Raw genomic sequence first — 22,789 nt, forward strand, 5'->3', positions numbered from 1 at the left:
CGAAGTGGAGTGTGGCAATCTCTCCTTGGCGCAAGAGCAACTGCGCGAGCGAAAAGGAAAGATTGCTTCGTCGTTCCTCCTCGCAATGACAAGCGTTGAGTGAGGCTACTAAAAGCGGCTCACGCCACCTGCCGGCCGTCGAAGAAGCGGATGAGGCGGCCGGTTTTGCGGGCCTGCTGCTCGTCGTGGGTCACCATTACCAGGGTGGTGCCCTGGCGGTTGAGGCCCAGCAGCAGGTCCATTATTTCCTCGCCCATTACCGAGTCGAGGTTGCCGGTGGGCTCGTCGGCCAGGATAATTTCGGGCTGGCCGGCCAGGGCGCGGGCAATGGCCACGCGCTGCCGCTGCCCACCCGAAAGCTGCGCCGGAAAGTGGCCGGTGCGCGCATTGAGGCCCACCTGGTCGAGGGCGGCCAGGGCGCGGCGGCGGCGCTCGGCTCCGTTCACGCCGGGCCGGTAGAGCAGGGGCAGCTCCACGTTATCGACCACCGAGAGGTCGTTGATGAGGTGGTAGCTCTGGAAAACGAAGCCGATTTTGTGGTTGCGCAGCCCCGCCAGCTCCTTATCGGAGTAGGAGGTAACCGGCCGGCCGTCAATCTCAATGGTGCCGGAGCTGGGCTCATCCAGCAAGCCCATGAGGCTGAGCAGCGTAGACTTGCCGCAGCCGCTGGGTCCCATAACGGACACGAACTCGCCCCGCGAAATGCTGATATTAACCTGGCTAAGGGCCACGGTTTCAATGGTTTTGGTTTGGTACACCTTTTCGAGATTGGTGAGGCGAATGACGGGGGGAGTGGGTTGCATAAGGAAGGGGAAAGAAGTGAGTAGCGCGAAGCTCTGCTTCGTGCGTGAGCGCAGCGAGCAGGCGGGGCCGGGCGGCGCGAACGATGATGCTCGCTGCGCTCGCGCACGAAGTGAAAACTTCGCGCTACGGGCCGGGCGGCGCGGGCGATGATGCCCGCTGGCGCTCGCGCACGAAGCAGAGCTTCGCGCTACTGTTATTCAGCCGCGAGCGGCTGCTGGGTTTCAAAGTCAAATAACGTGAGGCCGCGCAGGCGGTAATAGCCTACCCAGCCGGCGCGCAGGGCCAGGATGTAGCTGCGCCGGGCCAGGTCCTTGGCGGCCGAGGCCAGGGTTAAGTCGGTGAGGCTGAGGCGGCCGGCCTCGTAGGTGGCGCGCGTGATGGCGTAGCGGCGCTGGGCCAGGGTGTCGGCGCGGGCGGCGCGGGCGGCTTGGGCGGCCAGGGCCGGTACCTGGCTGGCCTGGGTGAGCACGGTTTGCTCGAAGCTGCGCGCATCCTGGCTCACGGCGGCCTGGGTTTGGTCGCGGGCCAGCTCGGCGGTGCGGATGGTGGCGCGGCGGCGGCCCCAGTCCACGAGCGGCAGCGAAAAGGCCAGCGCCACCTGCTGCTGGTTTTGCAGCGCGAGGTAGCTCTCGCGTAGGTATGGCGCCTGATTGACGTAGCCCAGGTTGGCTGTGAGCGTGGCCAGCAGGCCGGTGGTGCCGCGCGCCAGGGCCACCGCGCGGCTGGCTTGCAGCTGCCGCCGCTGGAAGGACAGCACCGCGACCCGGTGCTGCCGCGCCTGGGCCAGGGCCTCGGTGGGCACAACAATCGGGGTAGGCGCGGGGGTGGGCACGGCCAGCGGCGGGGTGGCATCCGAAGCCCCAGCTTCAGCGGCGGGCAGGGCGCAGTAGGTGCGCAGGCTCACGGCGGCGTTTTCGGCGTCGAGCAGGGCCTGGGTTTGGGCCTGCTGGGCGTCGAGCAGGTTGAGTTCGAGCTGAAGTAAGTCGCTCTGCGAGAGGCGGCCCAACTTGTATTTTTCGCGGCCCACGCGCAGCAGCTCGGCGGTGGCCTGGGCATTTTGGCCGGCCACGGCGGCGTTTACCTGCTGCAAGAGCACGTCGAAATACAGCTCCGTGACGCGCTGGGCAATGGCCTCACGGTCTTCGAGGTACTGGCGCTGACTTTCCTGGTACAGCAGCGGCTCGATGCGGCGGTCCCACTTCAGGCCGTTGAAGTAGCCCAGCGGCTGCGTCAGGCTAAGGTTAAAGGGCTGGGTATTATACTGTTTGGTGTTGTCCACAAAGTTATCGAAGCGCTGTACCTGCGAGCCCATCACCACCTGCCCCCCGGTGAGGCCGATGTTTTGGGTCATGGTGAGGCCCAGCAACGAGTTGTTGTTGCGCACCGGTTGAAAAGCGATAGTACCATCGGGTTGCTCCACGGGCTTAATGAGGTGGTTGAAATTGGGCACCGTGCCCGCCAGCGCCAGCTGCGGCCGGTAGCTGGCCTGGTAGGCGCGGTAGGCCCAGTAGCCGCCTTCGCGGGCCGCGCGGGCTTGCAGGCTCGGGGCTGCCGTGGCCAGCGTTTGCTGGATGAGGGCGGGCAGGGTGAGCGCCGCCTCCGCCTGGGCACGGGCGGGCACGGATAGTCCTAGCCAACCGGCAGCAAGCAGCAAGGCACCGTAGAAAGCTTTCATAACGAGCAGGTTAAGATTGAAAACTTGCTTACTGCGCCTTGCCCGTGGTAGCCAGCGCCTGCTGTAGCTGCTGGCCCAGCTCGGTGAGGCGGTCCTGGCTGATGTTATCATTCACGAGCAGCACCACGGCCGCATCCTGGCCCGGGTAGCAGGCTAGCCAGGTATTGAAGCCCGGGAAGTGGCCGCTGTGGAAGACGCGGCGCTGGCCAGCGGCCACGGTATCGAGGCGCCAGGCCAGGCCCACGGCGTAGCCGGCGGGCAGCGTGGTAGTGGGCTGCTGGGCCAGGCGCACGGCGGGCTCGCGGGCGGCCAGGTTGGCGGCGGCGTAGCGCAGCAGGTCGGCGGGCGTCGAGCTCAGGGTGGTGCCGCCCCAGTAGCCGGTGTAGTTGATGGGAGACTGGGCAACCTGGTGCTCGTCGTAGCCAGTGGCGTAGCGGCGCCACTCGGCGGCCGAGAGCACGCGCTTGGTGTCGCGCATCCCATAATGTGCTTTCACATAGCTGGTTACCATTTGCTCGTAGGGCTGCTGGTACACGCGCTCCAGCAGCAGTTGCAGCAGCAGCGGGCCCAGGTTGTTGTAGCGATAGGTAGTGCCCGGCTGCGTGGTGGGCTGCATGTGGTGCAAGTCGGCCAGCAGGCTGTCGGCCGAGTAGCGGTTGTAGTAGGCTAGCCGGGCGGGCAGGGCGAGCTGGTCGAGGCGCGCCTTGGTGGCGGCGGTGTACACGTGGGCCACGCTGGGCAGGCCCGAAGTGTGGTTGACCAAATCGACGAGCTGCACGGGGCGGCCGGCTAGCTCCAGGTTGGGGTACTGGCCGGGCAGGTAGCGGCGAATATCATCGGTGAGCGCCACTTTTTTGTCAAGCACTGCCTGCGCTAACAGCGTGCCCACGAAGGTTTTGGCTACCGAGCCCATGTTATAGTACGTGTTGGCCGTGGGCCGCCGGCCGGTGCCTTTTTCTACCTCGCCATAGTTGTAGAAATATTCCCGCCCACCCTGGTACAGGGCAATAGACAAGCCCACCGCCGTAGGCTGCGCCATATACTGCGCGGCGGCCTGGTGCACCGCGGCATCAAGCGGCGTGCGTAAGTGGTTGTCGGTGCCAACGGCCGGGCGCTGGGCTGGGGCCGGCGAGGTTTGGGCCGGAGCTTGAGCCAGGGCCACCGGGCCGGTAGCCAGGGTGCAGGTGAGAACGAGCGCGGTAGTCAGCAGAAAAGGCAGCATGGGCGGAAGAAAAAAGCGCGTGAAGGAGGAAGAATGCCGATGGGTAGCCCGGCGCGGCTTTACTGGCTGATGCTTAGCGCCGACGTGTCCACAAAAGCTTTAGTGTCGGAGATAATTACCTCATCGCCTTTAGCTAACCCGCTCACTACTTGCACGTAATCGGGGTTGCTGTCGCCGAAGCGCACCACCCGGCGCACGGCCCGGCCGCCGGCCAGCACAAACACTGGTTGCTCTTGGCCACCCTGGTAAAAGGGGCCGTTGTGGAGGCGCAGCACGCCGCGGTGGGCGCGGGTTATCACCAGCACGTCGGCGCGCAGGTTGGCGCGCAGGGCGGCGGCGTGGTCGTTTTCGAGGGTGGCGTAGAAGGTGACCACGCCCTTGTCTACGGCGGGGCTGATGCTGGCCACGGTGCCGCGCAGGTCGGTGCCGGGGCCGAGGCGCACCAGCACGGCATCGCCGGGGTGCAGCTGGTCGGCGTAGCTATCGGAGAGCGTGGCGCGCACCCGAAAACGGCTGAGGTCGGCCACGCGGGCCAGGGCGTCGCCGGCCTGCACGGTGCTGCCCAGGTTGTCGTTGACCCAGGTGAGCACGCCGGGCAGCTGGCTGCTGATGTCGGCCTGGCGCAGCTTGCTGGCTTGCTCGGCAATGCTGCGCTGCTGCATCGACACGGTGAAGCCCAGCTCGCGGCGGTCGGCGGCGCTGGCCTGGCGCTGGTTGGCCAGCTGGTGGCGCAGGCGGGCGGCTTCGAGGCGAGCGGTGCGTAGGTTTAGCTCGGCCTGGCGCACCGCCTCGGCGGTGCCGCCCCCAATGCTGAGCAGGTGCTGCTCGTCGCGCAGGGCCGACTCCAAGCTGTTGACTTTCAGAGCCTGGCCCTGCTGCTGGGCTTGCAGGTCGGTGAGGCTGCGCTCCAGGGTGAGTTGCAGTTGCGAGTTCTTGTTTTGGTTGCGCAGCTGCTCGTCGTCGAGCTTGGCCAAGGCTGAGGCGGCCAGGTCCTTATCCAGCTCCAGGATGGGCTGGCCGGGCTGCACCCGCGCGCCCACCGCCAGCAGCACCCGCCGCACGGTGCTCTGGATGGGGCTGGTAATCACCGCTTCGCGCCCCGGAATGACGGTGCCCGCGGCCGTGAGTGAGGCGTCTACATTGCCGGTTTCCACGGTGGCCGTCAGAATATCTACCCGTCGCAGGCTGGGCTGAATGGCGGCGCGCAGCCCCAGGCCGGCGGCCAGCAGCGCGGCCAGCGCCCCCAGGCCCAGCAGCCAGCGGCGCAGCTGGCGGCGGTGTTGCGTAGAAGTAGAAATGACTCTGTCCATGAGTGGGCAAGCAGCAAAGGATTACCCCTTACCTAAGCCAAGCCCCGTGCCAGTGTCATAATTTATTGTTAATCAACAACTTGTGTGTATACCCTGAAAAAGAGCTGCCCGAAAATGTGTCCATTTTCGGGCAGGGTGTCCGGTACCGGGCAGGCGCGGTGGGCGCTACTTGCGGGCGGCCTTTACTTGCTCGTAAGCCACTTTTTGGAGCTGCACGGCTACTTCGGGCGCGATGCCGAGGGCGGCGGCGGCTTGCTCCTGGCGGCCCAGCTTGCGGGGGTCTTTGCCCGTGATTTCGGCCAGCAGCACGCAGGCGTTGAGGTAAGCGCCGTAAATACTGGGGTGGTAGTGGTCGCGGCCCCAGAGGTCCACTTTGCCGGGCTCGGCAGCATCGTAGGGGTTGGGGTCGGCTACGCCCTGGCGCACGGCGCGCAGCCAGGCATCGCCGGCCGGCGCCACGCCCGCAAAGCGCTTATCCTGAGCAGCTTCCTGGTAGTAGGCGCGGTGCAGGTCGGCGGTCATCGAGTCGAGGGGCAGGCCCGCGTAGGGCTGGCCGGCGGGGTAGGTGAGGTCGGCGCGGGCCCAGGTTTGGTAGAGGTACACCTGGGTCTTGGGGTTTGCCGTGTGCACGGCCTGCTCCAGCTTGGTGGCGTACTCGAAGAAGCGTGCCGGCTGGCCGCTGTGGCGCGTGGGCACCGGCCCGGTACTGTAATCGTGCATAATGACCTTATCCCAGCGCGGCTTCTGAATAACGGCCAACGCGCTGTCGTAGTGAAACTTAAGTGTTTGCCCGCTGATGGCTTCCAGGTGCACTTCGTAGTTCAGCCCGGCCTCGTCGGTGAGCTTCTTAAAAATGCCGGGGATGCCGCCCCACGGGCGCTGCTCGTGCTCATACTTGCGGCGGCGCTGCCCCGCGCCATCGGGCTGGAAGTTTTCGTCGGTAATCGCCTCGTTGTTATAGCTCAGTACCGGCTGAAAAGCGCCGTGAAAAAAGCTGTTGCCGATGAAGAGGATGACCGTGGGTTTGGGCGGCGCGGGCGGTTGGTGGGCGGTGGCGGGGCGGCTGGCTCCCGCCGCAAGTAGCGCAGTGAGTAGAAATAGGCGAAGTAGCATGAAGGTGATAGGTAAGTGATTGTGCTTACTCATTGAGGCTTAAGAAAGTTAGTCGGGGATAAGGTTTTTTAGCGCCGCTACTTTTGTAAACTTCGGCCAGCGTGATGTAGCGCGAAGCTCTGCTTCGCGTGTCGTTGAACGAGGAGCAGACGGGCCGTTCAACGATACGCGAAGCAGAGCTTCGCGCTACACCGCTACGTGCATGTGCCGTAAGCTACTACCTAAAAATCGAGGTGCTGATTGAAGAATGGCAGTACCTGCTGGTACACGCGGCCCGTGGGCCCCATAATGCGGCTGCCGTGGGTGCCTGCGTATTCCTGAGCCGTGTGCCGGATGCTATATGCAGTTAGTAAATTACTGAAAATCAGGCAAGTGGGTGGAATATGCTTTACCTCATCCTGCGCGCCCCAGTCGAAGGCCAGCGCCCGCAGCTGGCGCAGTGCCGCCGGGTGGATGGGTAAGGTATAGGTGGGCGTGGCCAGCACCCAACGCGCCAGCACCGCATCGCGCCGGGCCAGGCTATCGGCCCCCAGCGAGCCCGGAAAATTGGCCCCGAAGGGTGGGTTCTTAGGATTGGGCGAAAAGGCGCGGGCCAGCGATACCTCGGCCAGGGCCGGGTAGCTACGCAGCACCTCGGCCGGGGCAGTGGCGCGCAGGGCTGCCAACAAGCCCGCTCCCGGCACGAAGCTGGGGTGCGGGCCAATAAAGGCCGGACTCAGCGCGTAGGCGGCGGCCCAGGTGCCGGGGTAGGCCAGGGCCAGGCGCAGGGTGCCGCCGCCGCCCATCGAGTGGCCGGTCAGGCCCCGGCTGCCGGGCCGGGCCAGGGTGCGAAACTGATGGTCGATGAAGGCGATAAGCTCGCGGGCGGTGAAGTCGGCCCAGGGCCCGTTGGTGGCCGAGTTGACGTACCAGCTGCCGCCGAAACGCGTTTGCTCATTGGGCACCACCACAATGAGCGGGCGAATTTGGCCGGCAGCAATGGCCTGGTCGAGCAAGGTTTTCAGGCCGTCCTGGTTGAAAACCAGGCTGTCGTTACAGGTGAAGCCGTGCAGGTAGTACAGCACCGGGTAGCGTTGCGCCGCGTTGGCGTCGTAGCCGGCCGGCAGGTACACGCTCACGCGGCGGCGCGGGTTTTCACCGCCGGGGTTGCCGCGTAGTAGTTTGGAATCGAGGTAGGTGACGACTACGCGCCCGGTTGGTGGGGTGGTTTGGGCCGATAGGCGGAAGCTCGTAAGGAGAAATAAGAGTATTAAGTGCTTCATAAATAGAAGATTATAATTCAGGTAGTCGTTCTGGCGGGGCGCCTCACCCCCCGGCCCCCTCTCCGAAAAGGAGAGGGGGAGCCAGCCGACCACAAACGTTCGCGCAAAGCCGGTGTCCCCTCTCCTTTTCGGAGAGGGGGTCAGGGGGTGAGGCGCCCCGCCAGAACGACTACCCAGTTACTTCTTCAGCTCTGCCTTGAGCGCCTCGATAGTCTCCGGGTTCGGCACGCAGTTCTTGAACTTGATATTTTCCAGAATAGCCGGCAGCTCGGCGGCGCTTTTTACATCGACTAGGTAAGGCGGCTTGATGCGCAGCAGGGCCGCAATGGGCTTGTCGTTGAAGCGCTTATACGTCCAGCTGCACCAGCCGATGCCGGCGCGGTTGAGGTTGCGGGCGGCCTCGCCCATCCACTGCGGCGTGTTTTCGCCGGTTTCGCCTACCCACACCGGCACGTTTTGGGCTTGGCGGAAGGCCAGCAGGTTGCCAATGGTGCCGAGCTGGTTGGCGTCGGGGTTGCTGGCGTCGGGGGCGTTGCTGAGCGGATACTTGGGCAGAATACTGTACCGATGGGCGTTGTACACCAGATTCTCGGGGTGCGTGAACGTCTTCTTTTCCAGTGCATTGTAGTTGTTGCCGTAGCCGTTACCCTCCAGCAATAGCAAATGCTGGTCGCCGGTGGCGCGCACCGTGTTGATGAGCCGCTCCAGCATAGCCTGGATGGGCGGGTTACCGCCGGGCACGTTGTTGGGCTCGTTCACGAGGTCGTACATGGCAATGCGTCCGTCGTTTTTGTAGCGTTGGGCCAGGGTGGCCCACAGGCCGTTGGTAATGTCCTGGTACACGGGCTCGTTCCAGAAGTCGTTGGGCTGCAAGGCATCGGCGATGTTGGAGTCGGTGCCCTGCGCGCCGGGGGCGGCGTGCAGGTCGAGTACCACGTAGAGCTTATTGGCCGCGCACCAGGCCAGCGTCTTGTCAATCAAGCGGATAGCTTCCAGCTGGGCTGGTTCCCTGAATAGCTCGCCTTGCTGTTGCCATTCCTTTAGCTGGGCTACGTAGCTGGCGTAGGGCACGGTGCCCCGAATCACGCTGTTGCGCACGGCGCGCTGTGTGGGGGTAAGGAACAGGTCGTAGTGCAGCGGTAGCCGAATGCAGTTAAACCCTTGCTGGGCAATGAAGTCGATATCGGATTTCGTGATGAAGTTGTCGCGGTACTGCTGGTAGAATTTCTCCACGGCCGCGTCGCTCAGGCCGGCTTGGTAGAGTACTTTTTTTACCGAGCCCTGGGTGCCGCCGTAGTTGGGCTTCATCATGTAGCCTTCTTGCAGCAGCCAGCCGCCCAGGTTCATGCCTTGCAGCAGCACTTCGTGGTGCTGGGCATCCACTATTTTGGGGCCTTCGGCGCGCAGCAGTGGGCTGGTGGGCGTTTGGGCCAGGGCGGGTAGGGTGAGCAGGCAGAGTAGGAGCGTTTTCATATAAAACGGATTGTAAAGCGTTAAAAAAGAACGTCATGCTGAGCTTGCCGAAGCATCGCTACTGCGCCGTTGGAGTAGTAACCCTGGCGGCGTGGTAGCGATGCTTCGACAAGCTCAGCATGACGTTCTGGTTTATATTATAATTAACAGATAGTTAGTTGATTACGTACGTGGCGATGGAGTGCGGCGGGCTGGTAGTAGTGGCCGCCTGGCCCTTCACCCATAGCTGAAACTCCTGGGACTTGTCGCCGCTGTTCATCACCACCACGGCTACTTTGCCGTCGGGGTTTTGGAAGGCCGTGCTCGAGAGCCAGTCGCGGTTAGTGGTGGCGGCAATGCGCTTGGCGCCGGGGCGCACAAACTTGGAGAAGTGCCCGATGTAGTAGTAGGCGTTGGTGTAGATGAGCTTGCCGGTGCGCGTGTCGGCGATGATGGGGGCGAAGCAGAAGTTGCCCACGTGGTTGGGGCCGCCGGTTTCGTCGAGCAGCACGTTCCAGTCGGTCCAGCCCACGGTGCCGGCGTTGAAGTCGTTTATCATCGAGTTGCCGTAGCGCTCGCCCAGCCGCCAGTCGGTCACCTGGTCGAACTTGAAGTTCTCGACGCAGCCCTCCGTAAACATCAGGTTAGTAGCCGGATACGTTTCGTGCACGCGCCGCTCGTTGTCGAACAGCGGGCCGCTGGTAGTCCAGGTTTCGTACCAGTGGTAGCCGATGCCCCACACGTATTTGGCGGCCTCGGGGTCGTCGAGCACGGTGCTGGCCCGCTGAAACAGTAGGTCGCGGTTGTGGTCCCAGGCAATGAGTTTTTTCTCGCCCATGCCGCCTTTTTTCAGCGTGGGCCCGAGGTATTCCTTGATGAAGTCGCGCTCTTCCTCGGCCGTGTAGAGGCACGATTCCCACTTCTGGGTGGCCATCTCCTCGTTTTGCACCGTGAGGCCCCAAATGGGGATACCCTGCTTTTCGTAGGCCTGAATAAACTTGACGTAGTAATCAGCCCACGGCTGCCGAAACTCAGGCAGCAGCTTGCCGCCGTGCAGCAAGTCGTGGTTGGTTTTCATGAACGCGGGCGGCGTCCAGGGGCTCACGAACATGGTGAGCTTACCGCCCGCCGCCGCCGTGGCCTGCTTGATAAACGGAATGCGGTACTTCTCGTCGGGCTTCACGCTGAAGCTCTTGAGGCTGGTATCGCCCTCTTTAATATACGTGTAGCTGGCGCTCGAAAAGTCGCAGCTGCCGATGCTGGTGCGCGCCAGCGTGTAGCCGATGCCCGCCGTGGGGTTGTAGTAGGCCTGCAAAAACTCCTGCTGCTGGGCTTTGGGCAGCTTGAAAAACGTTTCGGCCGAGGCATCGGTGAGCGCCCCGCCAATGCCGAGCAGCGTCTGAAACGAGTGCGTGGGGTCTACAAACACGCACACCTGCGTTTCGACGGGCTGGCCCGAGGGCGCAAAGCTGAGGGCCGCGCCGGCCGTGAGGCGCTGCGTAGTGCCCTGGGCCGTGGTGTACACCTGGGCTTTTTTGCCGGCGGCCGAGTAGGTGGTTTGGGCCGTGGCGCGGCCCAGGCCGAGCGTGGAAACCAGCAGCACGGCCGGCAATAGCTTGTTGGTCATCAGAAAAGAAACGGGTGGGGAGGGGAGCGGTAAATCGGACAGACTACCAAATGTAGGTAGCCACGGCCCCGCCGTAGAGCGAGGTGTTCACCACTTTGCCTTTGTATTGAATATTAAAGCTTTGCAGCGTCGAGCCGGTGTTCACTACCACCAGGCAGCGCTTGCCGTTGGGCGTTTTGTAGGCCACGTTTTGCAGGTTGCCGGGCACGTTGGTATCCACGCGCACCGAGCCGGGGCGCACAAACTTGCTGCTGTGGGCAATGGCGTAGTAGGCCGGGTTGCGGGTCACCACATCGCCGCTAATGGTGACTGCGCCCAGGCACTCGGTGCAGCCGCCGGGGGTGTGGGGGCCATAGGTGGCGTCGTTGGCCAGGTTCCATTCCAGCACGTTGCGGCTCCAGTTGCGGGCCGCCCCTATTTCGAGGTTGTTCACGTGGTAGGGCAGGTCGCCGGCCAGGTTGCCGGGCGACTGCGTCCACTGCTCGGTGAAGTACACGTTCTTGGTGGGATTGGCATTGTGCACGTCGCTGAGGGCGCTGATATTGCCGCCGTAGAGGTGGAAGGCCGCGCCATCCACGTAGGGGTTAGCCCCGGCATCGGCATACACGGTAGCGGGGTAGTCGGGCCGGTCGGCGTTGTGGTCGTAGGCGATAATCTTGGTGGTGATGCCCGCCGCCTTAAAGGCCGGCCCCACGTTGTTCTTGATAAAGTTGGCCTGCTCCTGGGCCTGCATTACCAGGCTGGGGTTGTTGTAGGGGTTGAGCGGCTCGTTTTGCAGCGTCACGGCGTCGATGGTGATGCCGGCCGCCTTCATGCCCTGAATGTATTTCACAAAGTACTGGGCATAAGCCCCGTAGTACTCCGGCTTGAGGCTGCCGCCCACTGGGCTGTTGTTGGTTTTCATCCACGAGGGGGCCGTCCAGGGCGAACCCAGGATTTTGATGCTCGGGTTCACGGCCAGAATCTCCTTCAGCACCGGGATGAAATAGGCCTGGTCGGGGGCCAGGCTAAAGTTGGCCAGCGTGGGGTCGGCGGGGCCATCGTCGTAGGTATACACCTGGTCGTTGAGGTCGGAGGCCCCGATGCTCACGCGCAAGTAGCTCACGCCCAACGACGTGCTATCGGTGGCAAACAGCTCTTTGATGAGCGCGGCGCGGCTGCTGGCGCTCATGCGGCTCATCACCTGGGCGCTGCCCCCGGTGAGGGTGTAGCCAAAGCCGTCCATGGTCTGGTAGGTTTTGGTGGTGTCCACCACAATGGTGGGGTTAGTATTGGTATTTGCAACGAATTGCAAGTTGAGTTTCTGGCGGAAGAAGAGCGCCGACTTGTCGGGCATGGTCAGCCACACGGCCATCTGCGAAGCGGTGGCGGGCGTGGTTGGCGGGGTGGGCGTGGGCGGGGTAGGCGGGGTGGGGGTAGGCGAGTCGCCGCTTTTGCAGCCGGTCACCAGCAGGGCAAACAAAGCCAGCACGTAGGCAAGCTTCGGCCAGCGATAAGGGGTGGGATAGGTCATGAGATTGGGCAGGAAAGGATAAAAAAGTATAGCGAGCCAGTGACCAAAAAAGGACCACCAACAGAATATCGAGACATAAAAAAGGCCGGCCGAAGTACAAGTGACTCCAGTCGGCCCTCTTGGTAACTTATTGAACTACTACGCGTTGGCTGGTGAGCTGCGCGCCGGCCCGCACCTGGAGCAGGTACACGCCCGCCGCTAGCTGCTGCAACGGGGCCAGGGCTAGCGTGTGCTGACCGGCGGCCTGCGTAGTGCCATCGAGCAGGGTGAGGGCGGCCTGGCCCAGGCTGTTGTAGGCCGTTACGGTTACGGGCTGGGCCTGGTCGGCCACGGTGTAGGCGAGGCTGCTGGTGGCGGCCAGGGGGTTGGGGTAAGCGCTGGTGGCCAGTGAGTTGCTAGCCGCGCGGCTGGCCAGCACGCCCGTGCCCACCTGGTAGGTATAGAACTGCTTGCCGGTGATGGCCGTGAAATCGGGGTCGGTGCCGAGGACGGCCGTGCGGCTCGCAATCTGGGGCAGCAAGTCAACGTTGAAGCTGCGGTTGTCGTCGATGTAGGCTACCATTACGCCGAAGTTGGTGCCGGCCGCCGCGCCGCCCAGGGCCGTCAGCGGAATCTGAAACTCCCAGCCCGTGGTGGTGTTGGCCGCTACGCTACCCGAGGCACTGGTTTGGAAGGCCGTGAGGGCCGCGGCGGGGTCGTTGGAATCGGATACCAGGTTGCCATTTTTCGGCCCCGAGCCCATGTTAATCTCGTCGTAGCCATTGGCCCCGGGCGTGGCCGTGTAGTCTACCCGGCTCAGGTACATGGCCCCGCCGTTGGCATCGGTGAGAGGCGAGGTAGTGAGGCGTAAGGCATAGTCGACGGGCATGTCGAGGGTAGGCCGCTGCCGCAGCGACTCCTTGCCGCCGTTGCCGCCGTTGCTGCTGCCGGGCAGGCGGGTAGCCGCCGCAATGCCCGTTTTGTTGGGTGCATCCAGGTACAGCACCAGCGAGTTGTAGCCGTCAATCTCGGGTGAGGCTACCACCATCACATTCAGCGTAGTAGCCGTGGTGCCCATGTACAGGGCTTTCAGGCCACGGTCGGCTACGGTGTGGGCACCGGTGTAGGTGCCCACCAGCTGGTACTTGCCCGCACCAGTGCCTATTTCGGCCGGAGCCAGCGTGCCGTTCACGGTAAACTGCGCCTGTGCGCTAAACGAAGCCGCCGTGAGGGCCGCCAGGGTCGAGAGGGTAAAGATTTTATTCATGATGGGTGGGGAAAGAGAAAAAATGAAAAAAAGGGGAAAAGAAAAAAGCCAGTAGCTACCAGTTAACAGTCTAAAAATCACCACACGTAGGTAGCCATGGCCCCGGCCGGCAGCGTGAGCGGCACGGCCTGACCCTGGTAGCGCAGGCTGAACGTCTGGGCGTCCTTCTGGTCGTTTTGCACCAGCAGCACGTGGCCGCCGGTGGGGGTGCGGTAGGCCACGTTGGGCAGCACGCCCGCGCTGGTGGAGCCCACGCGCACCGCGCCGGGGCGCACAAACTTGCTGGCTTGGGCCACCGCGTAGTAGGCCACGTTGCGGGTTACCTGGTCGCCGGGGGCCAGCGTAATGGCCCCGAGGCACTCGGTGCAGCCGCCCGGCGTGTGCGGGTTTTGCTGGGGGTCGGCGGCCAGGTTCCACTCCAGCACCACGCGGGCCCAGTTGCGGGGCGCGCCGATAAACAGGGTTTTCGAATGCCAGCCCAGGTTGCCGGCAAAGTCGGTTTTCGACCCCACCCACTGCTCGGTGAAGTACACGTTTTTGGCCGGAAAGGCGTCGTGCACCTTGCTCAGCGCCTCAATGGGGCCGGCGTAGAGGTGAAACGCCGAGCCATCGACGTAGGGGTTGGCCGCCGCGTTGCCGAGCACCGTGAGCGGATACTCGGGCTTGTCGGCGTTGTGGTCGTAACAGATAATCTTGGTTTTGATACCCGCCGCCTTAAAGGCCGGGCCCAGGTGCTGACCAATAAACTCGGCTTCCTGCTCGGCCAGCAGCAGCAGGCTGGGGTTGTTGCCGGGGTGCAGCGGCTCGTTTTGGGGCGTCACGGCGTCGATGGTGATGCCTGCCGCCTTCATACCCTGCACGTACTTCACAAAGTACTGGGCATAAGCCCCGTAGAACTCGGGCTTGAGGCTGCCACCCTTGGAAGCGTCGTTGGTTTTCATCCAGGTGGGCGGCGACCACGGCGAGCCCAACAGCTTGAGGCTGGGGTTGATAGCCAAAATCTCCTTGAGCACCGGAATGAGCGCCTTCTCATCGGGGGCCAGGCTGAAGTGCGCCAGCGTGGGGTCGGTTTCGCCCGCCGGCCGGTCGTCGTAGCTAAACACCGTGGCGTCGAGGTCAGAAGCTCCAATGCTGAGGCGCAAGTAGCTTACCCCAATGTCGTTGGCACCCGTGCCGAATAACTCGCGCAGCAGCTTGGCCCGCGCCGGCGCGCTCATGGCGCGCAGCAGCTCGGCGCTGCCCCCGGTGAGGCAGTAGCCAAAGCCATCCATGGTTTGAAAGCGCTGGCTGTCATCTACTTCTATCACGGGTCCAGGGGCCGGGGCTTTGGTAAAAGCCAGCTGGCCGGGCTGCCGGCGCAGCAGCTGCGCCTGGTCGGGCGTGGTAACCCAGGCCGTGACGCCCGCCGCTGCGGCCCGCCGCTGGGCGTGGGCCGGCAAAAGCATAAAAGCCGAGCACCCCGCCAGCCCCAGGTAACGTAGTGCAAAAGCTAGTCGATTGGTTTTCAAGGGAAAAGGAATAAATGCTTGAAAAGCAGCAAGTGAAAAGGAGGGAACCCTGGCACCTCAAAAGGCACGTCACGCAGCGGTGAAGCCCTGCATGACGTGCCAAGTGGGTGCCGGCCCCGGCAAGTGCCGTTCCGAGGTGGAAGGTTTGACTATTTCACTTTTCCCACCCCCACCCCGAAACGACTGTGTCAGAAATCAACAACGATGCAGGCGGGCGCCCGCATCGTTGCTCTCAATTAGTTAATAGCCAGGGTTTTGCTGCACCAACGGGTTGGTATTGATTTCGCCCTGGGGCAGGGGGAACAGCAGGTAGTTGGCGTCGCGGGTGCCACCGCGCTGCTGTGCGATGATGTCGAGGGCCGTTACGGCGTGGGTGGCCGAGGCGTCGGCAATGGTGTGGCGGGCATAGCGCAGCAGGTCAAACCAGCGCTCGCCTTCGAAGGCTAGCTCCAAGCGGCGCTGGCGGTCGATTTCGTTGCGCATCGTTTGCTTGCTGGCGGCCTGGGCCGATGACAGCGTGAGGGCGGCGAGGCCGGCGCGCTGGCGCACTAGATTCAGCTTGGCCAGCACGTCGGCGCTGGGGCCGGTTTGCTCGTTCACGGCTTCGGCGTAGGCCAGCAGCACTTCGGCGTAGCGTAGCACGTAGGTGTTGTCGGTCGAGCTGAAGTTGCCGCCGATGCTGGTCCACTTAAATACGAAAGGACCCACGTCGTTGCTGTTGCCACCGCGGCCGGGCTTGCCATCGATGTAGCTGGCGTGGTCGCGGCCGATTACCTTGCCGGCGGCCGAGTTCACGATACCGTTGAAGGCCCAGCGGCGGTCGTTTACGGTGTCGGCGTAGGTCAGCAGCTCCCGGGTGGGGATGTTGAACTTAGGAAACGAGTAGGTAGCCAGCGGCGAGGGCAGCAGCAAGTCAGGCAGGAGGTTGCCGCCGTCGGCCGTGCCGGCGTACTGGATTTCGAAGAGCGACTCGGCGCCTTTGTTCTCGGCCGGGTACAGCGACTTGAAGGTGGTATTCAGCGTGCCACCGGCCGTAATTATCTGGTTGGCAGCAGCTTGGGCGGCGGCCCAGTTGCGGCGCGTGAGTTGCACGCGGGCCAGCAGGGCGTTGGCGGCGTTGCGGGCGGCGCGGTTGGTGTTGGTAAGCGGCATCCGCAGGGCGGCGCGCTGCAAGTCGGCCACTACCTGGTCGTACACCTGGTCGGTGGTGGCGCGGGCCAGGTTCACGTCGGCGGGCGCGCCGCTTTCGGTAGGCGTGAGGCGCAGCGGAATGCCGCCGTACACGCGCGCCATGTTGAAGTAGCTCAGCGCCCGAATGAAGTAGGCCTCGCCCAAAATCTGGCTGCGGCGGGCCGTGTCCATCGTTACCGTGGGCACGTACTTGAGCACGATGTTGGCCCGGTTGGCGGTCAGGTAGCCCTGGCGGTACACGTTGCCCACCTGGCTGGTGGTGGGTGTCCAGATGATTTTATCCATCGCGTTCACGTCACCGTTGGTGCTCGCGCAGTTGTCGGAGGGCATTTCGCCCATCACGTTCAGGTCCTGGCCGTAGGCGCCGGTGCCCTGCAAGGCGTCGTAGCAGGCCGTGATACTGGCCTCGGCATCGTCCGAGGTTTTGAAGAAGTTGTCGGGCGTGATGCTCACCAGCGGCTGCTTCTCCAGGAAGTTGCAGCTGGCTAAGAACGTCAGGGTGGCGAGCGCCGGGATTACAATTTTTTTCATGGGAATTCTAGGCTAGCAGCAACTTAAAAATTGGCGTTCAAACCCACCGTGTAGGTGCGGGCTTGCGGATACACCCCGTAGTCGATGCCGGCGGCGGTCGAGGAGAAGGGGTTGGCGCTCACCTCGGGGTCGTAGCCCAGGTAGTTCGTCCAGGTCACCAGGTTTTGGGCCGTCACGTAGAGGCGCAGGTTTTGGAGGGCGGCGCGCTTGCTGAGCACGGCCGGGAAGTTGTAGGCTACCGTCAGGTTTTTGAGGCGCACGTAGGAGCCGCTTTCCAGCCAGCGGTTCGAGAAGCGGTTGTTGCCGGCCGGGTCATTGCGCACGGGGCGCGGAATGTCGGTGTTCGTGTTGGTGGGCGTCCAGTGGCCGAGTACACGGGTGCTCTGGTTGAGCGGGTCCGACTGCGACTCGATTATCTGGCGGGTCTGGTTATAGATGTCGTTGCCGAAGCTGCCCTGGAAGAATACGCTCAGCTCCAGGCCTTTATAGGAGAAGTTGTTGGTAACCCCCGCAAACGCCTTGGGGTTGGGGTTGCCAATAACCGTGCGGTCATCGTTCGTAATGATGCCATCACCATTGGTATCCACAAAGCGGATGTCGCCGGCCACGGGCTTGATGCCGTTCTGGCTGGGCAGGGCCGCGCCTTCAGCGTTGGTTTGCACAATGCCGGCCGTGCGGAAGCCGTAGAACGAGCCGAGCGGCTTGCCGGGCTGCGAAATATTGACGCCCGTGTTGGGGTCAATTATAGTGCGGTCAGAAACTACGCCCGCATCACTGGTTTGCTGACCCAGGTCCAGAATCTGGTTGCGGTTGCCGCTCACGTTGAAATTGGTGGTCCAGCCAAAGCCGCCGTTCTCGGCCTGCACGTTGGTGGTTATCAGGCCGATTTCAATGCCTTTGTTCTCAATCGTGCCAATGTTCTGGGTCACGCTCAGGTTGCCCGCGCCCGTGCTCACCGGAATCGGTACCGCTAGCAGCAGGTCCTTGGTTTGCTTGTTGTAGATGTCGAAGGTGAACGTGAGGCGGTTGTTGAGCATGGCCACGTCCAGGCCGGCGTTGTACTGGTAGGTGGTTTCCCAGCGCAGGTCGTTGTTGCCGATGTCACTCTGGGTGATGCCGCCCACAATGGTCGAGCCGCCGCCCTGGTAGTTGTTGCCCGTTGAGTAGCGCGAGAAGCGCTGGTAGGTGTAGATTTCCTGGTTGCCGTTGGCACCAAAGCTGGCGCGCAGCTTCACGTCCGACACGGGGCCGCCCTGCGGAAAGAAGCTCTCCTTCGACAAGCGCCAGGCGGCGCTCACGGCCGGGAAGTAGCCGGTGCGGTACTTGTCCACGAAGCGGCTGGTTTTATCGGCCCGGATACTGGCCGAAAACAGGTACTTGCCATCGAAGTCGTAGTTGGCCCGGCCAAAAAAGCTCTGGAGCGCCCACGCATCGGCGTAGCTGCCCGGAATGCCCACCACCGTGGCGCCCCCGTTGAGGTAGGGCACGGCGTTGGAGGCGAAGCCGCGGGTGGTAGCGCTCGAGGTAAAGCGGCTGGAAGCCTGCATCGACTCGCCGGCCAGCAGCGTGAGATGGTGCTTGTCGCCCAGGGTAGGGTTGTAGGTCAGCGTGTTCTCGTTCAGCCAGATAACCTGCTCGTTGGCGGCGGTGCTGGCCTGCCCGCGGGTCGAGGCATCGGCGTTGGAGGTGCCGGGGTAGTTACGGCTCTGGAACGTGTTCTCGCTCTGGGTGCGGTAGTCGATGCCCAGCGAGGTACGGGCCTTCAGGTTTTTGAGGATGTCAAACTCGCCGTAGATGTTGCCCAGCACCTGGTACACCACGGCCTGGTTGCTGGTTTCCAGCAAGTCGCCCACCGGGTTGTCCGACTGGTTGAAGGGGTTCACGCCGTACGTGCCGTCGGCGTTGCGCACCGGAATGTTCGGAATCTGCGACAGCGCCCCGAGCACCGTGCCCGAGTTGCCGAGCGCCAGCTCCGAGCGCACGCTGCCGTTGGTGTGCGAGCGGCTCAGGTTGAGAGTAGTACCTACCTTAAAGCGGGTGCTCACCTGCTGGTCGAGGTTCACCTTGAAGTTGAAGCGGTCGAAGCCCGAGTTCAGGCTGATGCCCTGCTGCTTGAAGTAGCCGCCCGACACGTAGTAGCGGGTCTTATCCGTGCCGCCGCTGATGTTGAGCTGGTAGCTCTGCTGGCCCGCCGAGCGATACACTTGGTCCTGCCAGTCGGTGTTGCTCACCAGCCGCGGGTCGGCGGGGTCGGCCAGGGGCAGGCCCGCATTGGCCTGAATCTCGTTGTATTCCTGCAAAAACTGGCTGGCGTTGAGCACATCCAGCTTCTTACGCAGGTACTGGCGGCCGTAGTACACGTTGAGGCCCACCTGGGCCTGGCCGGCCTTGCCGCGCTTGGTGGTAATCACTACCACGCCGTTGGCGGCACGCACGCCGTAGATGGCCGCGGCTGCCCCGTCCTTAAGCACGTCGATGCTCTCGATGTCGTTGGGGTTGATGGTGTTGAGCGGGTTGAGGCGCTGGTTGCCCACCGACAGTTCCTGCTGATAATCAGGCAGTACCGGAATGCCGTCAATCACGTATAGCGGCGAGCCGTTGAGGCTCAGCGAGGCGTTGCCCCGCACCCGCACGTTGATGCCCGCGCCGGGCGCACCGGTGGGGGCCGTTACCTGCACGCCGGGGGCCTGGCCCTGCAAGGCCTGGTCGAAGCCGGACACCGGCTGGCGGGCCAGCGCCGCGCCGCCCACCGAGGCCACCGAGGTCGAGAGGTCCTGGCGGGTCTGGGTGCCGTAGCCCACCACTACCACTTCGTTGAGGCTCTGGGCGTCGTCGGTTAGCCGGATGGCCAGGCTGCTAGTAGCGCCGGTCACGGCCAGCTCCTGGGTTTTGAAGCCGATGGAGCTGAATACCAGCGTACTGTTCTCGGGCACGTTCAGCGAGAAGCTGCCGTCGGCCCCGGTGGTGGTGCCGATGGTAGTGCCCTTCACGAGCACCGTCACGCCGGGCAGGCCTTCGCCGTTGGGCTGCATTACGCGGCCGGCCACGGGCACATCCTGCGGGGCGGTGGCCGCCAGGGTGCTGCCCGCGGCGGCGCGGTCGGCGCGGCTGGTTACCACGAAGTAGTTGGCGCGTAGCTCTTTAAACTGCAAGTTAGCAGCCGGCAGCACGGTGGCCAGGCGCTCGGCCAGCGGGGCGGTGCTTTCGGCGGGAGCCGGCACGCGCTTGTTATCTACCAGCGCGCTTTCGTAAAAAATGGTGGCGTGGTACTCGCTCTCCCACTGCTTGAGCAGGGCCTTGAGCATAACCGAACTAGTGGGAGCCGGCGCGGTGGTGGGGTATAATACGCTCTGGCTGGGGGTGTTAACGGCCAGGAGCTGGGCCGAAGCCGGGTTGCCCAGGGCGTGCAGGAACAAAACCCCGGCGGCCAGAAAAGCCGGCCGGCCGTAGTGTTTACCCACGGGAGTAAGTAGTGGTAGCATAAAGCGGGTGGGGAAAAAAGAAAAAAGACTTAGCGGCTAGCGTTCGGCTAGCGCTTTTCGGCCAGTACCAGGCGGTTGCCTTGCTGGGTGGCCTGGAGGTGAAAGGTTTCTTCGAGGGCCAATAGCAGAATGGGCAGCTCACCCACGGGCACGGTGCCCGTCATGCGGCGCACGTTGAGTGCGGGGTTGGCCACCACCACATCGAGGCCGTAGGTGTCGTGCAGGCGGGTGGCCAGCTCGGCAATGGTGGTTTCGTCGAGCACCAGCTGGGCGTCTTTCCAGGCGGCGTAGGGGGCGGTGTGCACCCGCTTGTGGGTCACGAGGGTGGGCTGGTCGTCGTGGGTTTCCACTAGCTCGCCGGGGCGCAGCAGCACGTCGGGCTGCTGGTGGTCGTCAAACTCGACCCGCACCTTGCCCGAGAGTAGCACCACCCGCGTTTGGTCGCGCCGGCGGTTCACCACGAACTTGGTGCCCAGCACTTCCACTTGTAGCCCAGCCGTGGTGTGCACCAGAAAGCGCTGATTATTAGCCATGTGCTGCACCGAGAAAAATCCCTCGCCATCGAGCCACACCTCGCGGGGCTTGTCAGCTTGCCAAGTAGCGGCGTAGCGCAGCTGCGAGTGCCCGTTGAGGGTCACCTGCGAGCCGTCGGGCAGCGTGAGCACCCGCGTTTGGCCAAAGCGCGTGGCTACTGTGAGCGGGGCCGGGGCGCGGTGGCTGTTTTGGTAGAGCCAGCCGCCGCCGGCTACGGTACCGGCCAGGGCGGCCGCCGCCGCCCAGCGCCGCCAGGTGCGGGCGGGCTGGTAGCGCGGCGCGGCGGGCATCAGGTGCAGGCGGGTGCGGGCCAGCAGCGCCTCGTAGTCGGGCTCATCGGCCAGCGGCAGGGGCGGGGCGGCGGCTAGCGCGTCCCAGTGCTGCTGCATCCAGTACTGGGCCAGCAGCTGGTTGGCGGGCTGGCCCAGCCAGGCGCGCACCGCCGCCGCCTCGGGGGCCGTGGCGGTGCCGGCTACGTAGGCCGAAATAAGTTCTTGGGTAACGGTTGGAGGCATAAAGGGAAGGGTGGGCGGGGCGGCAATGAATTCAACCGCCCCGGCCCAAGCGACCGGGACGCATAGCCCAATCGTTTGCAGTACTACACTGTTGCCCGTGCCTCCCCCTTAGTCAGTGCTCAAAAAATATGAGTGACTGGTTACTTTTTCTTAATTTAAGATTTGTAATATGCTAAAAACCAGCTTATTATTTTAGAGTGTATTTTATCGTTTTGCCTGAGCACAAGCTAGTCAGTTGGAGGCTGCCCAATCCCTATTTGGATAACCTCTTACTGGGTGCCCGCCGCAGCTGGTTGGTGCTCTGCGCCAGATTTATCAGCGAATCGGGGTGGCCCGCGCCGCCGCTGAGGGGGGCGTACAGCTCCAGGCTCGACTTGAGCAGCGAGTCGGCGGCCAGGGCGCGCATCTCATCGGGGTTCATACCGGCCCGGTAAAACAGCCAGTTGCGGTAGCCCACGCTGGCGGGGGCCTCGGTACCGCCCAGGCTGAGCTGGCGGGTCAGCAACTGCTCAGGCAGGCGGCCCACCTCGGTGCCGTCGAGGTACAGCACCGTGTGGCCCTGAGCGTAGTAGTGCGTGAGTACCAACTGGTGCCAGCGGTTGTCATTGGCCCGCGCCTTGCCCATGATAACCCCGTTTTTAGCTGATTTATAGGTAATTATGCCGGTAGCATTAATGCCAATGGTGCCCTGCGTGGTGCTGTCTTGCAGCGTGAGCAGCCGCCCCGTGCCGGCCGTGCGAAAGCTGATAACCTGCGTAAACGGGTGCACCAGCGCCTCGGGCCGCAACGTTAGGCCGGAGCCGCGCCGCCCCAGGCGCACGGCCGCAGTGGGTACTTTGTGCGGCAGGGGTTTGCCCGCCCGCAGCGCGTCAAACAGCGAGGGTACCAGGGCGTGGGTGAGTTCGGCGTGGCCGCGGTCGTTGGGGTGCAGGGCATCATCCCAGTAGCCGGCGGCCCAGTGGCCGGTGCCGTCGTCCACGGCTCCTAGCAGGTTGATGCTGGGTACGGCCCAAGCGTGCAGCAGCAGGTTCATCTCCTTGATAAAGCCGTAGTCCTCGGGCGTGTAGTCGTTGCGGGTGTAGCAGTTGGCCACCACCGGCACCATGCCCTGCGCCCGCACTAAGTTTATGATTTGCAACAAGTTGGTGCGAAATTGCTCAAACACCGGCCGGCCGCCCCCGTGAATGCCCTCGTTGCCCAGCGACAGCGCCAGCACCACGTAGCGCCCGCGCTGGGGCAGCAGGTCGCGCTGCCAGCGCGCCAGCACCTTCACCGTATTGTCGCCGGGCACGGAGATATTGACCGTTTGCCAGGCCGCGCCCTGGCCTGCCGCGGCCCGCTGCCCCAGTACCGTGGTGTAGCGCGCCAGGTAGCCGTACTTGTTGGTAGCGCCCTGCCCATACGGCACCGACGAGCCGAAGTACACGATTTTCAGCGGGTTAAGTATGGTGTCGGCTACTAGTGAGGCGCCGGGAGGGCGGCTCGGTATAGGGTGGCCTGGAGTGGCTGGGGTGCCGCTAGCGATGGCGACCAGCGCTGCCAGTGCCAACCCAATGGAAGTAGGTAGCGTCATGTAATTTTTTGATTTAGAAGGGCTTGCCAAACGATTTTTAGCTTGATTTCCAGGTTAGGATATACGGTCGCCCTCCGCGTGCGCCTCACCCCCCCCAATCCCCTCTCCGAAAAGGAGAGGGGAAGCTAGTTCTAAGTCTGATTGTTAGCTTTTTTTAAGAGGGTGTTAGGGAATTAAGCAGGCGCTAAGCGGTTGAGGCACATGGTCATGTTGGCAATGAGCAGCCAGGCT

General features: G+C 63.5%; 15 protein-coding genes. All 15 read right to left on the bottom strand.

What is annotated here, in order from left to right; translation table 11 throughout:
* Positions 1-119: 119 nt before the first annotated feature.
* A complete protein-coding gene (locus ACYVGC_RS14220) occupies positions 120-803 on the bottom strand; it encodes an ABC transporter ATP-binding protein (protein ID WP_460584499.1) in 684 nt (227 codons plus the stop codon).
* A gap of 194 nt (positions 804-997) precedes the next feature.
* Positions 998-2,479: a TolC family protein gene (locus tag ACYVGC_RS14225; protein ID WP_460584500.1), complete on the bottom strand. Its 1,482-nt coding sequence runs from the start codon at positions 2,477-2,479 to the stop codon at positions 998-1,000.
* A 28-nt stretch (positions 2,480-2,507) separates the two neighbouring features.
* Positions 2,508-3,701, bottom strand: coding sequence for a serine hydrolase domain-containing protein (locus tag ACYVGC_RS14230; protein ID WP_460584501.1), 1,194 nt, complete (start codon positions 3,699-3,701; stop codon positions 2,508-2,510).
* Between the two features lie 59 nt (positions 3,702-3,760).
* The gene (locus tag ACYVGC_RS14235) at positions 3,761-5,011 is read right to left on the bottom strand and encodes an efflux RND transporter periplasmic adaptor subunit (protein WP_460584502.1); all 1,251 of its coding nucleotides are present in this window, start codon (positions 5,009-5,011) and stop codon (positions 3,761-3,763) included.
* A 165-nt stretch (positions 5,012-5,176) separates the two neighbouring features.
* A complete protein-coding gene (locus tag ACYVGC_RS14240) occupies positions 5,177-6,124 on the bottom strand; it encodes a DUF4886 domain-containing protein (protein ID WP_460584503.1) in 948 nt (315 codons plus the stop codon).
* 221 nt (positions 6,125-6,345) lie between these two features.
* Positions 6,346-7,386 carry an alpha/beta hydrolase gene (locus ACYVGC_RS14245; protein ID WP_460584504.1) on the bottom strand — a complete coding sequence of 347 codons (1,041 nt, stop codon included), beginning with the start codon at positions 7,384-7,386 and terminating at the stop codon, positions 6,346-6,348.
* Positions 7,387-7,563: 177 nt separating this feature from the next.
* On the bottom strand, positions 7,564-8,859 hold the full coding sequence (locus ACYVGC_RS14250) for a glycoside hydrolase family 5 protein (RefSeq protein ID WP_460584505.1): 1,296 nt from the start codon (positions 8,857-8,859) through the stop codon (positions 7,564-7,566).
* Between the two features lie 154 nt (positions 8,860-9,013).
* Complete coding sequence (locus ACYVGC_RS14255) at positions 9,014-10,465, bottom strand: glycoside hydrolase family 30 protein (protein WP_460584506.1); 1,452 nt, start codon at positions 10,463-10,465, stop codon at positions 9,014-9,016.
* 43 nt (positions 10,466-10,508) lie between these two features.
* Positions 10,509-11,978: a glycoside hydrolase family 30 protein gene (locus ACYVGC_RS14260; RefSeq protein ID WP_460584507.1), complete on the bottom strand. Its 1,470-nt coding sequence runs from the start codon at positions 11,976-11,978 to the stop codon at positions 10,509-10,511.
* Between the two features lie 127 nt (positions 11,979-12,105).
* Positions 12,106-13,224: a T9SS type A sorting domain-containing protein gene (locus ACYVGC_RS14265; protein WP_460584508.1), complete on the bottom strand. Its 1,119-nt coding sequence runs from the start codon at positions 13,222-13,224 to the stop codon at positions 12,106-12,108.
* A gap of 77 nt (positions 13,225-13,301) precedes the next feature.
* Positions 13,302-14,669, bottom strand: a complete 1,368-nt coding sequence (locus ACYVGC_RS14270; protein WP_460584518.1) for a glycoside hydrolase family 30 protein — start codon at positions 14,667-14,669, stop codon at positions 13,302-13,304.
* Positions 14,670-14,972: 303 nt separating this feature from the next.
* Positions 14,973-16,454, bottom strand: coding sequence for a RagB/SusD family nutrient uptake outer membrane protein (locus ACYVGC_RS14275; RefSeq protein ID WP_460584509.1), 1,482 nt, complete (start codon positions 16,452-16,454; stop codon positions 14,973-14,975).
* A gap of 23 nt (positions 16,455-16,477) precedes the next feature.
* Positions 16,478-19,936, bottom strand: a complete 3,459-nt coding sequence (locus tag ACYVGC_RS14280; protein ID WP_460584510.1) for a SusC/RagA family TonB-linked outer membrane protein — start codon at positions 19,934-19,936, stop codon at positions 16,478-16,480.
* 47 nt (positions 19,937-19,983) lie between these two features.
* The gene (locus ACYVGC_RS14285; RefSeq protein ID WP_460584511.1) at positions 19,984-20,985 is read right to left on the bottom strand and encodes a FecR family protein; all 1,002 of its coding nucleotides are present in this window, start codon (positions 20,983-20,985) and stop codon (positions 19,984-19,986) included.
* Positions 20,986-21,238: 253 nt separating this feature from the next.
* The gene (locus ACYVGC_RS14290) at positions 21,239-22,558 is read right to left on the bottom strand and encodes a GDSL-type esterase/lipase family protein (RefSeq protein WP_460584512.1); all 1,320 of its coding nucleotides are present in this window, start codon (positions 22,556-22,558) and stop codon (positions 21,239-21,241) included.
* Between the last annotated feature and the right edge of the window lie 231 nt (positions 22,559-22,789).

This window comes from Hymenobacter arcticus, from assembly GCF_054779975.1.

Coding starts and splice junctions, on each gene's coding strand:
- ACYVGC_RS14270 (WP_460584518.1), bottom strand. CDS start 14,669: ATGCTTTTGCCGGCCCACGCCCAGCGGCGGGCCGCAGCGGCGGGCGTC.
- ACYVGC_RS14245 (WP_460584504.1), bottom strand. CDS start 7,386: ATGAAGCACTTAATACTCTTATTTCTCCTTACGAGCTTCCGCCTATCG.
- ACYVGC_RS14235 (WP_460584502.1), bottom strand. CDS start 5,011: ATGGACAGAGTCATTTCTACTTCTACGCAACACCGCCGCCAGCTGCGC.
- ACYVGC_RS14240 (WP_460584503.1), bottom strand. CDS start 6,124: ATGCTACTTCGCCTATTTCTACTCACTGCGCTACTTGCGGCGGGAGCC.
- ACYVGC_RS14225 (WP_460584500.1), bottom strand. CDS start 2,479: ATGAAAGCTTTCTACGGTGCCTTGCTGCTTGCTGCCGGTTGGCTAGGA.
- ACYVGC_RS14255 (WP_460584506.1), bottom strand. CDS start 10,465: ATGACCAACAAGCTATTGCCGGCCGTGCTGCTGGTTTCCACGCTCGGC.
- ACYVGC_RS14230 (WP_460584501.1), bottom strand. CDS start 3,701: ATGCTGCCTTTTCTGCTGACTACCGCGCTCGTTCTCACCTGCACCCTG.
- ACYVGC_RS14290 (WP_460584512.1), bottom strand. CDS start 22,558: ATGACGCTACCTACTTCCATTGGGTTGGCACTGGCAGCGCTGGTCGCC.
- ACYVGC_RS14220 (WP_460584499.1), bottom strand. CDS start 803: ATGCAACCCACTCCCCCCGTCATTCGCCTCACCAATCTCGAAAAGGTG.
- ACYVGC_RS14280 (WP_460584510.1), bottom strand. CDS start 19,936: ATGCTACCACTACTTACTCCCGTGGGTAAACACTACGGCCGGCCGGCT.
- ACYVGC_RS14250 (WP_460584505.1), bottom strand. CDS start 8,859: ATGAAAACGCTCCTACTCTGCCTGCTCACCCTACCCGCCCTGGCCCAA.
- ACYVGC_RS14285 (WP_460584511.1), bottom strand. CDS start 20,985: ATGCCTCCAACCGTTACCCAAGAACTTATTTCGGCCTACGTAGCCGGC.
- ACYVGC_RS14260 (WP_460584507.1), bottom strand. CDS start 11,978: ATGACCTATCCCACCCCTTATCGCTGGCCGAAGCTTGCCTACGTGCTG.
- ACYVGC_RS14275 (WP_460584509.1), bottom strand. CDS start 16,454: ATGAAAAAAATTGTAATCCCGGCGCTCGCCACCCTGACGTTCTTAGCC.
- ACYVGC_RS14265 (WP_460584508.1), bottom strand. CDS start 13,224: ATGAATAAAATCTTTACCCTCTCGACCCTGGCGGCCCTCACGGCGGCT.